Source organism: Serratia sp. N21D137 (genome assembly GCF_047530005.1).
Classification (GTDB): Bacteria; Pseudomonadota; Gammaproteobacteria; order Enterobacterales; family Enterobacteriaceae; genus Chania; species Chania fonticola_B.
Window position 1 is genome coordinate 77,213 of sequence record NZ_JBLJAJ010000013.1, and the last position, 13,579, is coordinate 90,791.

The window sequence follows — 13,579 nt, forward strand, 5'->3', positions numbered from 1 at the left end:
TAAAGAGCAGGTCATGCAAAACGAGAAGAAATCGAACGTAGAGTTCATCCCACAATTTGATAAAGCCTTCTATCATCCGCGCTACTGGGGCGTTTGGTTGGGAACCGGGCTGATGGCCGGTATTTCTCTGGTCCCTGCTCGAATGCGAGACCCATTACTGGGTGCGATTGGTAAACTGGCTGGCAAGGTTGCTAAAGGGGCACGACGCCGCGCCCGTATCAATCTGCTTTATTGCATGCCGGAACTGCCAGAACAGCAACGCGAGCATATTATCGATGAGATGTTTGCTACCGCGCCGCAATCGATGATCCTGATGGCGGAACTGGCCTGTACCAAACCGGAGAAAGTACTCAAGCGCGTGCGTTGGCACGGTGAAGAAGTGCTGGATAAAATCCGTGAGGAAGGCCGCAACGTGATTTTCCTGGTGCCGCACGGCTGGGCCGTTGATGTGCCAGCGATGCTGATGGCTGCGCGCGGGCAACCCATGGCAGCGATGTTCCATAACCAGAGCAACCCATTGGTCGACTATCTGTGGAATAGCGTGCGCCGCAAGTTTGGTGGCCGTATGCATGCCCGCAACGATGGTATCAAGCCTTTTATCAGTTCGGTGCGCCATGGTTATTGGGGCTATTATCTGCCTGACCAGGATCACGGTGCCGAGCACAGTGAATTCGTGGATTTCTTTGCGACCTATAAAGCCACATTGCCTGCAGTCGGCCGCTTGATGAAAGTCTGCAAAGCGGCGATCGTGCCGCTATTCCCGGTTTATGACGGTAAAACCAGCATGCTGGACATTTATATCCGTGAGCCGATGGATGATCTGGCCGAAGCCGACGATGTTCGCATTGCGCGCCGCATGAACGAAGAAGTGGAAAACCTGGTGGGCCCTAATCCAGAGCAATATACCTGGATTTTGAAGCTGCTGAAAACGCGCAAGGAAGGTGAGATTGAACCTTACTCGCGGGACGATTTATATCGTTAATGTCGCTTATCAACTCTCTACCGGGCGTTACACTCTGCTAAATAAGCGCAGTATGCGGCGCCCCTACGCGCTAACCTGTTCGTTTCCTACAATTTCAGCAGCTTTTGGCAAACTGTAACGACGGGCTATAACCTGTCCTTTTGGTTTGTAGGAGAAGGGTGCTCCTAGATCTACACGCCAACAACCAACGGGCGGGAGCAGGCCCCCGCCGTTGGGTTGCCTTACCGTTCGGATTCGTAGGCCAAAATGGCCGCAACCTCCGTGTTGCCCGATCGAATACGCAACTCACAAAGTTTGCTGCGCGTTAGCCATACCAGCAAAATAACGGTGGTACAGATAACGACCAGTTTGACGATGTTTCCTTTATTCAACATTGTGTTTCCTTCTCCTTGCCTCTCGGCAGGTAAGAAGCTAACCTAACGTTGTCTGGCGTTAGAGTTGGCCTCGGGTTGATGTTATCGACTCGGGGCTTTTCTCTTTGTATCCATCACCTTGGCTTTTGGCTCCAGATACAAAGATCCAGAGCACCCACGCGTAGTATATTCATCACACCCGTCTGGCTCGTGTCTGTTTTATTCCCAAATACCAACTCTGCGCAGCGTTACGCAATGCTCTGCAACGGCCTGAAAAACCCACTGTTCACCGTTGCAGATTTTAGTCAGGCAATTAGCAATGAACCATACAGCCCTGCTGGATTAGCGGTTCAAGCACCGCTGGATAATGGTCGAAGTCATTCCAACGCAGGTCCAGTCGCCGTAGGTTTTTCATTTGCGCCATGCTGGTCGGTAATTGACTTAATCGGTTGGCACGCAAGTCTAATGAAACCAGTGAACTCAATGCACCCAAGTCTTCAGGCAGCTGGGATAATTGGTTGAAACGCAGATTGAGCGTAGCTAACTTGGGCAATTGGCAGAATTGATCGGGTAAGTACGCAATGGCGTTGTTTTCCAAATCCATCACCTGTAACTCTGACAGTTGAGCGATCTCGCTGGGCAGGGTAGTGAGACGGTTTTTCATCAGGTGTAATTCACGCAACTGGCCCAATAAACCGATCTCCGAGGGTAATGCGGTGATGGCATTATTGTAGAGACGCAGCTCTTGTAGCGCCGTCAGGCCGCACAGTGCCGTAGGGAATTCCACTAGCTGATTATCCGTCAGATTCAGATAACACAACGCTTGCAGCTGGCGCAGCGAATCGGGTAGCTGGCTGAAACCGTTATCACTCAAATACAGATACTTTAATTCACGCAATTCCCCGATTTCGGCGGGAATTGATGTTGCCTGGTTGTGACCAAAATCGAACATTTGCAACTGGCGGAGCAAACCGATTTCCGTCGGCAGTTCGGCAATCTGGTTGCAGGAAATGTTGAGCACTTTCAGGTCACGATGGTGAAAAATCTGCTCGGGGAAGCGGGTCAGGCAATTATTGTACAGGCTGATTTTTTGCAGGGAGGTGCCGCTGAGATCTTCACTATCCAGATTGGCCAATTGCCGTCCATCAAGATCCAGCGAGCCACGAGTATATTGCTGATGATGTTGATGCAGCATGAAGAGGTTCCCCAAATAGCAATAAAAAAGCCAGTCAGCGTAAACCGACCGGCCTTAACATTAAATGCGCGGTAATCAGTCTACGCGCAGGATGCGGCTGGTATTGGTGGTACCCACGGTGCTCATAACGTCACCTTGGGTAACCAGCACCAGATCGCCAGACACCAGGTAACCTTTATCACGCAGACGGGCGATAGCGTCATTAGCGGCGGCAACGCCATCGCTGTGGCTGCCAAAGTAGACCGGGGTGACACCGCGATACAGCGCCGTCAGGTTCAGCGTGTGCTCATGGCGAGACATGGCGAAGATCGGCAAGCCGGAGCTGATACGTGACATCATCAGCGCGGTGCGGCCAGATTCGGTCATGGCGATGATGGCGGTAACCCCTTTAAGATGGTTAGCGGCATACATGGTCGACATGGCGATGGCTTCTTCGATATTGTCGAACTGCACGTCCAGACGGTGCTTGGATACGTTGATGCTTGGGATTTTTTCTGCACCCAGGCAAACACGCGCCATGGCGGCTACCGTTTCGGCTGGATACTGGCCCGCAGCGGTTTCGGCAGACAGCATGACCGCATCGGTACCATCCAGCACGGCGTTCGCCACGTCCATCACTTCGGCGCGGGTCGGCATCGGATTGGTGATCATCGATTCCATCATCTGCGTGGCGGTGATCACTGCACGGTTCAGCGTACGGGCGCGACGGATCAGTTTCTTCTGGATACCCACCAGCTCCGGGTCGCCGATTTCGACGCCCAGATCGCCACGGGCAACCATGACCACGTCGGAGGCCAGGATGATGTCATCCATCGCTTCGTCGCTGCATACGGCTTCGGCACGTTCAACTTTCGACACGATTTTGGCGTTGCAGCCAGCGTCACGTGCCAAGCGGCGAGCATAGTTCAGGTCTTCGCCGGTACGCGGGAAGGAGACGGCCAGATAGTCGACGCCAATTTTGGCGGCGATCAGGATATCGGCTTTGTCTTTCTCGGTCAGGGCTTCGGCAGAGAGGCCACCACCCAGTTTGTTGATGCCTTTATTGTTCGACAGCGGGCCACCTACGGTGACTTCGGTGAACACTTTCATGCCCTGAACTTCCAGCACTTTCAGCTGTACGCGGCCATCGTCCAGCAGCAGCACATCGCCAGGCACCACGTCCGCAGGCAGGCCTTTATAGTCGATACCGACTTTTTCTTTATCGCCTTCACCCTTGCTCAGGTTGGCATCGAGCAGGAATTTGTCGCCGATGTTAAGGAAAATTTTGCCTTCCTTAAAGGTGGAAACGCGGATTTTTGGCCCCTGAAGATCGCCCAGGATAGCGACATGACGCCCCAGCTTGGCCGCAATCTCACGCACTTTATCTGCCCGTGCCTGATGGTCTTCTGCATTGCCGTGGGAAAAATTAAGCCGAACTACGTTCGCACCAGCAGCAATAATCTTTTCCAGATTATTGTCGCGGTCGGTAGCCGGACCCAGTGTGGTAACGATTTTGGTTCTTCTGAGCCGTCTGGTCATGTATTACTCCGTTGACTTGTGACGCAAGTATTGGTGTTGCTGAACGTCAGATAACGAAACCGGATGAGGGGGCAGACGCTTTTCGCCTACCCAATTTTCATCTGGGTTATCTGTATGAACGAGCTATCAGGGTACAACTATAATCCCGCGGGTCAACTTGTGATCTGACCGGCGGTTTTTAAAACCGTTTTCAGTCGAAACTGTTGGGGACGATCCCTTTATCAAAGCGCGATTCTTTCAACGCTTCCTTGACCCGCTTCAAGTTATCTCTGAATTTAGCCCCTCGACGCAAGGTAAATCCGGTGGCCAGCACGTCAATCAGGGTTAACTGCGCAATTCGGGACACCATTGGCATATAAACATCGGTGTCTTCCGGCACGTCCAGCAGTAGGGGGAGGGTCGCAGCTTGGGCCAGTGGAGTCTCTTTCGAGGTGATGGCGATGACCGTGGCGTCATTCTCTCGTGCCAGATGCGCCATCTCGACCAGATTCTTGGTGCGCCCGGTATGGGAGATCAGTACCACGACATCCCCCTCGACGGAGTTCATGCAGCTCATGCGCTGCATGACGATATCGTCAAAATAGACCACCGGAATATTGAAGCGGAAAAATTTGTTCATGGCATCGTGCGCCACGGCGGCAGAGGCCCCGAGCCCGAAGAACGAGATTTTTTTCGCCTGGGTAAGCAGATCAACCGCACGATTGATTGCGGTAATGTCGAGATTTGCCTTTACTGTATCCAGGCTGGCCATCACCGACTCAAAGATCTTACTGGTGTAAGCGGCAACGGTGTCGTTTTCTTCGACATTGCGGTTTACATAGGGCGTACCGTTAGCCAGGCTTTGTGCCAGATGCAGTTTGAAGTCGGGGAACCCTTTGGTTTCCAGGCGGCGGCAAAAGCGATTAACGGTCGGCTCACTGACATCGGCCAGTTTGGCCAGCCGGGCGATGCTGGAGTGAATAGCGGTTTGTGGGGAGGCCAGGATCACCTCGGCGACTTTCCTTTCCGATTTGCTCAGGAGCTCCAGATGGCTCTGGATTTTTTCCAGCGTATTCATATAACGGGAGTCACTCATGGTTTATACCTGCCGGACACCGGCTTTCACGGGTGATCCATCGGGTATGTCGATTTCAATCAAAGGAGAAATCAATCCGGTTTAATGAAAATATACTACGTGCTGGTAAGCGTTGGCAGTGTCGACAAGGGATAAGCTGGCTTTTTTCACCAGAACATGACCTGTGTCTAACTTTCATAATGGTAAAAGAGTGTCAAAAAAGACAGAAAATTACAGTTTTCCCTGTTGCCAACAGCGTTCGCGCTGCACCAGGGATAACGCCGTAGTTTCTGGGGCTTTTTTTCTGCTTTTGATCCGGGTTTACTGGCCGTAGCGAAAGAGAGTACATTAGTAATGTAAGAAAATTACAAATATCCTGCATCGAGGAGATGAACATGGCGGTAACCTCTACAGCCCAGGCCTGTGACCTGGTTATTTTCGGCGCGAAAGGCGATCTGGCGCGTCGTAAACTGCTGCCTTCCCTGTACCAGTTAGAGAAAGCCGGTCACATCCACCCGGATACCCGTATCATCGGGGTAGGCCGTGCCGAGTGGGATAAAGAAGCTTATACCAAGGTGGTCAAGGAAGCCCTGGGCACCTTTATGAAAGAAAAGCTGGACGATGAGCTTTGGGCCACGCTGAGCGCACGCCTGGACTTCTGCAATCTGGACGTCAACGACAGCAAGCACTTCGCCGAATTGGGCAAGATGCTGGACCAGAAACATCGTACCACCATCAACTATTTCGCCATGCCGCCAAGCACCTTTGGCGCCATCTGCAAGGGCCTGGGCGAGGCCAAGCTGAATAAAGAGCCGGCGCGCGTGGTGATGGAAAAGCCACTTGGTACTGACCTGGCATCCTCACGGGTGATCAACGATCAGGTTGCTGAGTACTTTAACGAATCCCAGGTTTACCGTATCGACCACTATCTGGGCAAAGAAACGGTACTGAACCTGCTGGCGCTGCGCTTTGCCAACTCCCTGTTTGCTTCCAACTGGGATAACCGCACTATCGATCACGTGCAGATCACCGTGGCGGAAGAGGTGGGTATTGAAGGGCGCTGGGGTTACTTCGATCAGGCCGGGCAGATGCGCGACATGATCCAGAATCACCTGTTGCAGATCCTGACCATGATCGCCATGTCGCCACCGGCAGACCTGACCACTGACCGTATCCGTGATGAGAAAGTGAAAGTGCTGCGCTCGCTACGCCGTATCGATCAGACCAATGTCCGGGAAACCACCGTGCGCGGCCAGTACACCGCAGGCTTTGTGCAGGGTAAAAAAGTGCCGGGCTACCTGGAAGAGGAAGGGGCAAACAAGAGCAGCAACACCGAGACTTTTGTGTCCATCCGCGTCGATATCGACAACTGGCAATGGGCCGGGGTGCCGTTCTATCTGCGTACCGGTAAGCGTTTGCCGACCAAATGTTCAGAAGTGGTGGTGTACTTTAAAAACCCACCGCTGAACCTGTTCCGTGACTCCTATCAACAACTGCCACAGAACAAGCTGACCATTCGCCTGCAGCCGGACGAAGGGATCGAAATCCAGGTACTGAACAAGGTGCCGGGGCTGGATCACAAACATCGTTTGCAAACCACCAAGTTGGATCTGAGCTTCTCGGAAACCTTTAACCAGGAACACGTGGCCGATGCCTATGAGCGTCTGCTGCTGGAAACCATGCGTGGCATCCAGGCGCTGTTCGTGCGCCGTGACGAAGTGGAAGAGGCCTGGAAGTGGGTTGACTCAATCATGGATGCCTGGAAAGCGGACAACGAAGCGCCTAAGCCATACCAGTCTGGGACTTGGGGGCCGGTGGCTTCCGTCGCGATGATCACGCGCGATGGCCGTTCGTGGAACGAATTCGAATAAGCAGCAATTAACCAGTTCCCTCTCCCAAAAGGAGAGGGAACCGATCGAGCTCGCCGCTACCCAGGTGTTCTTTCTGTGGCCATAGGTAGATTGAGACCGATTTATTTTCGGAGCGGTAGGGGCTGGTAACACGTCAACATAATTAGCCTAGGTGACCGGCGTCAGCCTGTCCGCTGGCTTTAGCGGTGCGATCGGAATCTGCAGCGATGCGGAGCCCTGTGGCAGGGGCGTGCCATACACCAACCGAAAGTAATGGAGAGAATGACGATGAAAAACTGGAAAACCAGTGCAGAACAGATCCTGACGGCAGGTCCGGTAGTTCCGGTGATTGTGATTAACAAACTGGAACACGCCGTGCCGTTGGCGAAAGCACTGGTTGCGGGTGGCGTGCGCGTGCTGGAAGTGACGCTGCGTACCGCCTGTGCGATGGACGCGATTCGTGCGATCGCCAAAGAAGTTCCTGATGCCATCATTGGTGCGGGCACGGTGATCAATCCACAACAGTTGCAGGAAGTGACCGAGGCTGGCGCTCAGTTTGCCATCAGCCCTGGCTTGACCGCCGATTTGCTGAAAGCCGCCACCGCAGGCAGCATTCCGTTGATCCCGGGTATCAGCACCGTTTCCGAGCTGATGTTGGGGATGGATTATGGCCTGCGCGAGTTTAAATTCTTCCCTGCGGAAGCCAACGGCGGCGTCAAGGCGCTGCAAGCCATTGCTGGGCCGTTCTCACAGGTGCGCTTCTGCCCAACCGGAGGCATCACGCCGAACAACTACCGTGACTATCTGGCACTGAAAAGCGTGCTGTGCATCGGTGGTTCCTGGTTAGTGCCTGCGGATGCGCTGGAAAGCGGCGACTATGCACGTATCACCGAATTGGCGCGTGAAGCCGTCAAGGGTGCTACCGCCTAAACCCGCGTTCGCTCCTGCTGATGCCAATCCTCTGTGATTGGCATTTTTTTTGCCTGTAAATACCACAACTTCACATATTGCGGTGGTTGTTTTCCCTAACCCTGTATTAGGATGACTTTTGGTTAGATTGGCTACCCGCTTGCCAATTACCGTCTATTTCTTCTTTATAACTAATAATAACAACAGGTTAAAATGAAACGTAAAGATGCAGTTCGCCAGGAGCTGGAACGTCTTACCCTTACGCTTAACCGGGAAACGCTTGAACAAAGCGCTGGCGGTTTCGCCGCGGAAACCATCGCTTTTAACCTGGGATTGGCACGTAACTCTGTCAGTAAAGAACTTAACGAGCTACACGCTGAGCGATTGGTCATCAAGATTAAATCCCGTCCGGTGCTGTTTTTGCACCGGGCAGTCTGTGAGCAGTTGATTGAGCAATCGTTGCCAGATGACAGGCTGGAAGCCAAAGATTTACTGGCGCTATTACCCGCCAAAGCCTTGCCGCAGCCAGCCAGTGATGATCCTTTTCATACGGTGATTGGCTATGACCGCAGCCTGCGGTTGTCGGTAGAGAAGGGTAAGGCGGCGGTGCTTTATCCCGGTGGATTGCATGTGTTGCTTACTGGGCCTTCCGGGGTGGGGAAAACCTTCTTTGCCGAGGTGATGCACCAATTCGCCATGGTGCAACAGCCCCAGCGGCAAATCCCGTTGGTGTATTTCAACTGTGCCGAGTATGCCCATAACCCGGAGCTGCTTTCATCCCATCTGTTTGGTCACAAACAGGGCGCGTTTACCGGCGCGATTGAAAGCAAACGTGGCCTGATCGAACAGGCGGACGGTGGCTTTCTGTTACTCGATGAAGTCCACCGCTTGCCCTACGAAGGGCAGGAGAAACTGTTTTCGATCCTGGATAAAGGTGAATATCGGCCACTGGGTTCAAGCGATAAAGCCCGACCCATCAGCGTACGGCTGATCTGCGCTACCACTGAAAGCCCAGACTCAACGCTGCTACGTACTTTCCTGCGGCGTATTCAGGTATCGATTGCCATACCGGCGTTGCGGGAGCGCTCATTGGAGGAACAGGTAGAAATCATTACCGGTTTCTTACAGCTTGAGAGCCGCAAGATTGGCCGCATTATCCGTTTGGATAAGGGGTTGCTGCTCTATCTGCTGGAGAAGCCGCTGAGCGGCAATATCGGCCAACTCAAAAGTGATATCCAGTTTCTCTGTGCCCAGGCCTGGGCCAGCGGTATGGGGCACAGTAGCCCAAGGCTGTTGCTGGATAAGCGGCTGATGGATGTCCCGCACTCTGCCAGCGCCAGCAGCCGCCTGTTGGTGGACGCGATATTTGGTCAGCAGGAGTATCTGGATATCAGCTCACAGCCTCTCGAGCAGCTCAAGCAATATCTGAGCGCCTTGAGCAGCGAGCAGGATAGCGATCTGTTTTATACCTATCTGACACGCGAATATGTCAACCTGCGCAACAGCAACGTGCCGCCGCAGGAAACCCTGTCGATCCTGAAGAACAAGCTACGTACCATTTTTGAATATGGGCTTTACAGCCGCAACGGTGGGGAAAGTGAGGAACGCTATTATGGCGGCCAGGTCGAGCAACGCATTACGTTGTTGATTGGCTGCATTGAACAGGTGTTGGGTTTCCCGCTACCACAGAATATGGCCGGTCATCTGCGTAAACACCTGCTGGCGCTGCTTTCCTATGTGCAAAAAGGCCTGATCCCCAACCTGTATTCCTCCAGTCTGATCCTGGATTACTGCAAGGATGAGTACGATAACGCCAACCAGCTATGCCGCAAAATCAATGAAATCTTCCACATCCAATGTCCGTCGACGGAAATCGTCTACCTGTGCCTGTTTTTGAAGGAGTGCCGCAGTTTCCGCCAGCGCAAGGAGATTAGCCCTGACTGCGGTGCCATGTTGATCGGCCACGGCACCACCACGGCCAGCAGCATGGCGCACTATGTCAATCGGGTACTGGAATGTGAGCTGTTTACCGCCATCGATATGCCGTTCGAGCAGTCGGTGCATGACACATTGGAATTACTGATCGCCACACTACGGGAAAAGCGCTATCAGCGCCTGATCTTGATTGTGGATATCGGCTCGTTGGTGCACTTTGCCAGCACCGTCAGCAAACTGTTCCACATTGATGTGCTGCTGATCCAGAACATCACCATGGGGGCGTTGCTGGAGATTGGGCTGGATCTGACCTATGAAACCAGTGATTTCTCCCCCTTGATGCAACTGATGGCCAGCAAAGGGATTGCCCATCAGCTTTACGACCAGCGTGAAGATGAGATCGGCAAGGTGTTGGCAATCTCCTGTATTACCGGGATGGGCACGGCGGTGAAGATCAAGAAAGTGCTGGAGGAAAGCTTCGGTGAGCTGATGGCGGAAGACACCCGCATGGTATTGGTGGATTACAACGAAGTGCGCAGCCTGGAGCGATTGCGTCAGGCGATAGGCGGTAACGAACGTCTGGTGGGTATCGTGGGGACCTTCCAGCCCGGCTTGCCGGATATCCCGTTTATCGCGTTGGAAGAGCTGTTCTCCGAACAGGGGCCGGAACTGGTTCTCAGCCTGTTGAACCCGGACCTTGGCAGCGCCGAACGCCAGTTGCAGGTGGAGCGCTGTTCAATGCGCTTTATCAGCGCGCTGACGCTGGAGAGCATCATCAACCATATTTCCGTGCTCAATCCTCAACGTATCCTGCAAGAGATCGAAGCGGTGTTGCATCAGATTTGTCGCACGCTGGATTTACAGCCCTCAAGGCAAGTGACACTTCGCTTCCTGATCCACTGCTGTTGCATGGTGGAGCGTATCGTTTTAAGCCACAAACCGTTACAGATTGCCCTGGATGCCCAGCAGGATATCGACCAACAGGCGTTTTCTGTCATCAAAGACGCGTTTTCGCCGATTGAACGTGCCTATTCTATCCGCCTGTCCGATGCGGAATATTTTTATATCTACGAGCTTCTCTACCGCTAGACCCTGCCATAGCGGGCCTTCACGGCCCGCTCACCACTGACCTCCCTCCGGTGTGCCACAAAATTGGCACAGGCATTGCTATATCTCTAGGGAACGGAAATTTTCAATGACTTTCAATAGATTGCCAGGAGGCCATTTTGGCTGCATTACCACAGATTTTACTACTGACCCACGGCGGCTGGGGCCAACAACTGCGTGAAAGCGTCCGCATGGTGATTGGCGAAACCAGCGGGATATTCGATATCGCGCTGATGCCGGTCGACACGCTGGCGGAGTTCCATGAACGCGTTGAACAACAGGTGAAAACTATGCCGGAGGGTTCATTGATCCTCACCGACTTTATCGGCGGCACCACCTCTAACGTGGCGGCTCGCTTGAGCCGTGACTACGCCATCGGTGTGATTTCCGGCCTGAATGCCACCTTGCTGCTGGCTGCCATCGATTTACGTGAGCAGGGCAATTTTCTCAACCATCTCGACGAGTTGGTTGAACTGGGGCGCAACAGCTGCCTCGACGTAGTTAAACAAATTAAATCAATAACATCAGGGGAATAATCATTATGGCCAACATCGTTTTATGCCGCATTGACAGCCGTTTGATCCACGGTCAGGTCGTTACCAAGTGGGTTGGGCAGTCGCAGGCCAACCGTATCGCGGTAGTGAGTGATGAGCTGGAAGCCGATCCGTTTATGAAAAGCATCTATCTGATGGCCGCTCCGCCGAATGTGAAAGTGGATTGCTATGGCAACCAGAGTTTTGCGGCGGCTTGGCGGGAGAATCAACTGGGGGAGGGCAACGTATTGGTCTTGTTCCCGAACCTGGTTACGGTGCAACAGGCGGTGGTCGACGGGTTTGACGTCAAAAATATCCAGGTGGGTGGCCTGGGTGGTGGGCCGAACCGTAAAGCGGTATTCCAGAACATTACGCTGGATGAGGCAGATGTGGCGATCCTGCGTGACTTACAGCAACGCGGTGTGACGGTGTTCTTCCAGACCATCCCGGAAGACAAGCCGCAGGCACTGGCAGATATTTTGAAGAAGTTCTGATATTCGGCATCTGATCGATTAGGAGCAATACCATGGATAACTTGACCGTTGCCATTTGTATGGGGCTGTATTACTGGTTTGCCCGCCTGCGCTTGGGCTACACCCTCTCGGGGATGTTGGTGCAACCCATCGCCATCGCGGTATTCGTCGGCTTCCTGCTGGGGGATATGAAAACGGCGATGATTATCGGCGCCGGGATGCAGTTGGTGTATCTGGGCGTCACCTCTACGCCGGGTGGGAACGTCCCTTCAGATCCGGCACTGGCGGCCTGTATCGCGCTGCCGATCGCCGTGAAAGCGGGGATGGATCCTAACCTGGCGATCGCGTTGGCAATCCCGTTTGGGGTGATTGGCGTGTTCGTTGACCAGTTACGCCGTACCGTGAACGCCGTTTGGGTACATATGGCCGATAAGCACGCGGAAGAGGCCAATATCAGCGGGATCATGCGCTGTGCCTTCCTGTATCCGGCACTGCTTGGCCTGGTGATCCGCTTCCCGGTGGTGTTTGCCGCCAACTATTTCGGCCAGGGCGTGGTCGAGAAGTTCCTGGCGTTGATGCCACATTGGCTGACCCACTCGTTCGAAATCATGGGCGGCATCCTGCCTGCGCTGGGCTTTGCGATCACCATCATGGTTATCGGCAAGAAAAGCCTGCTGCCTTACTTCATTGCCGGGTTCTTCGCGGTGTTGTATCTCAAGGTTGACATCATGGCGATGGCCATCTTCGGTACCTGCGCGGCATTCCTGGTTAAAAACATGGCCAAAGGTGAGGGAGCCTGATCATGAGCAGCGACATCATGCAACACGAGCTGGTGGAAAGAGCACGCCAAACCAACGTGCTGACCAAGCGGGACATTACCAAAGCCTGGTTTATTTACTGGCTGGGAGCCGAGGTCTCCAACTCTTATGAACGTTTACAGAGCCTGATTTTCTGCGCCTCAATGACGCCGATTATTAAAAAGCTCTATCCGAAGAAAGAAGAGCAGGTTGAGGCGCTGAAACGCCACCTGAACTTCTTCAACAGTGAACAGACCTTTGGTGCGGTGATCCAGGGCGTTGCCATCGCCATGGAAGAACAGAAGACCCGTGGCGAGCCGATTTCCGATTCGTCCATCACCGGGATTAAAACCGGCCTGATGGGGCCGCTGGCCGGAATTGGTGACTCGGTGGTCTGGGCGGCGATCATGCCGCTGTTGATCGCCATCTTCATACCCTTCGCGGCCAACGGCAGCGCCATGGGTGGCATCATGCCGGTGGTGTTGTATACCGTTATCACCATGGCGATCAGCTACGGCTTGGCCCACAAAGGCTATACGCTAGGGCGGGAATCGATCATCGGGCTGCTGCAAGGGGGCAAGATAAAAGAGCTGATCTACGGGGCCAACGTGCTCGGGCTGATCATGATGGGAGCGCTGTCTGCCAGCTACGTCAAGATCACCTCGCCGCTGAAAATCAGCGCGTTGGAAGGTTCCGAGGTGGTAGTGCAACAGATCCTGGACTCCATCGCCCCCGGCCTGTTGCCGCTGGCTGCGGTGTTCTCGATCTACTTCTATCTGGTCAAAAAAGGGCCGCGTTATACCACCATTCTGCTTTCGGTAGTGGTACTGAGCGTGGTGTGTTCCCTGTTAGGCATTTTGTAATGGAGCAGCG

Annotated in this window: 12 protein-coding genes; 8 read left to right on the forward strand and 4 right to left on the reverse strand. The window is 53.7% G+C overall.

The window, feature by feature from the left end; translation table 11 throughout:
- Positions 1–13 precede the first annotated feature (13 nt).
- Positions 14–982: a lauroyl-Kdo(2)-lipid IV(A) myristoyltransferase gene (lpxM, locus tag ACMV5H_RS12560; RefSeq protein ID WP_037376004.1), complete on the forward strand. Its 969-nt coding sequence runs from the start codon at positions 14–16 to the stop codon at positions 980–982.
- A gap of 221 nt (positions 983–1,203) precedes the next feature.
- Here the strand turns inward: lpxM and ACMV5H_RS12565 are convergent, their stop codons facing one another.
- The 4 genes from ACMV5H_RS12565 to ACMV5H_RS12580 all read right to left on the reverse strand — a co-directional run bounded on the left by ACMV5H_RS12565 (position 1,204) and on the right by ACMV5H_RS12580 (position 5,105).
- Positions 1,204–1,356, reverse strand: a complete 153-nt coding sequence (locus ACMV5H_RS12565) for a Hok/Gef family protein (RefSeq protein ID WP_021181155.1) — start codon at positions 1,354–1,356, stop codon at positions 1,204–1,206.
- A gap of 292 nt (positions 1,357–1,648) precedes the next feature.
- Entirely contained in the window at positions 1,649–2,530 is an 882-nt protein-coding gene (locus tag ACMV5H_RS12570) for a leucine-rich repeat domain-containing protein (RefSeq protein WP_115158828.1), read from the reverse strand.
- Between the two features lie 75 nt (positions 2,531–2,605).
- Entirely contained in the window at positions 2,606–4,048 is a 1,443-nt protein-coding gene (gene pyk / locus ACMV5H_RS12575) for a pyruvate kinase (protein ID WP_414821927.1), read from the reverse strand.
- Positions 4,049–4,238: 190 nt separating this feature from the next.
- The gene (locus ACMV5H_RS12580) at positions 4,239–5,105 is read right to left on the reverse strand and encodes a MurR/RpiR family transcriptional regulator (protein WP_179253857.1); all 867 of its coding nucleotides are present in this window, start codon (positions 5,103–5,105) and stop codon (positions 4,239–4,241) included.
- A gap of 392 nt (positions 5,106–5,497) precedes the next feature.
- Here ACMV5H_RS12580 and zwf point away from each other — a divergent pair, with 392 nt between their 5' ends.
- The 7 genes from zwf to ACMV5H_RS12615 all read left to right on the forward strand — a co-directional run bounded on the left by zwf (position 5,498) and on the right by ACMV5H_RS12615 (position 13,569).
- On the forward strand, positions 5,498–6,973 hold the full coding sequence (zwf, locus tag ACMV5H_RS12585) for a glucose-6-phosphate dehydrogenase (RefSeq protein ID WP_021181158.1): 1,476 nt from the start codon (positions 5,498–5,500) through the stop codon (positions 6,971–6,973).
- Between the two features lie 267 nt (positions 6,974–7,240).
- On the forward strand, positions 7,241–7,882 hold the full coding sequence (locus ACMV5H_RS12590; RefSeq protein WP_021181159.1) for a bifunctional 4-hydroxy-2-oxoglutarate aldolase/2-dehydro-3-deoxy-phosphogluconate aldolase: 642 nt from the start codon (positions 7,241–7,243) through the stop codon (positions 7,880–7,882).
- A gap of 192 nt (positions 7,883–8,074) precedes the next feature.
- The gene (gene dagR, locus ACMV5H_RS12595; RefSeq protein WP_414821928.1) at positions 8,075–10,885 is read left to right on the forward strand and encodes a transcriptional regulator DagR; all 2,811 of its coding nucleotides are present in this window, start codon (positions 8,075–8,077) and stop codon (positions 10,883–10,885) included.
- A 134-nt stretch (positions 10,886–11,019) separates the two neighbouring features.
- Positions 11,020–11,439 (forward strand): PTS sugar transporter subunit IIA, encoded by a 420-nt coding sequence (locus tag ACMV5H_RS12600; RefSeq protein WP_037376003.1) that lies wholly within the window; start codon positions 11,020–11,022, stop codon positions 11,437–11,439.
- A gap of 5 nt (positions 11,440–11,444) precedes the next feature.
- Positions 11,445–11,930, forward strand: coding sequence for a PTS system mannose/fructose/N-acetylgalactosamine-transporter subunit IIB (locus tag ACMV5H_RS12605; RefSeq protein ID WP_021806650.1), 486 nt, complete (start codon positions 11,445–11,447; stop codon positions 11,928–11,930).
- 32 nt (positions 11,931–11,962) lie between these two features.
- Positions 11,963–12,709, forward strand: coding sequence for a PTS mannose/fructose/sorbose/N-acetylgalactosamine transporter subunit IIC (locus ACMV5H_RS12610; protein WP_021806649.1), 747 nt, complete (start codon positions 11,963–11,965; stop codon positions 12,707–12,709).
- Positions 12,709–13,569, forward strand: coding sequence for a PTS system mannose/fructose/sorbose family transporter subunit IID (locus ACMV5H_RS12615; RefSeq protein ID WP_181817523.1), 861 nt, complete (start codon positions 12,709–12,711; stop codon positions 13,567–13,569). The genes ACMV5H_RS12610 and ACMV5H_RS12615 overlap by 1 nt, the downstream gene beginning before the upstream one ends.
- Positions 13,570–13,579: the final 10 nt, after the last annotated feature.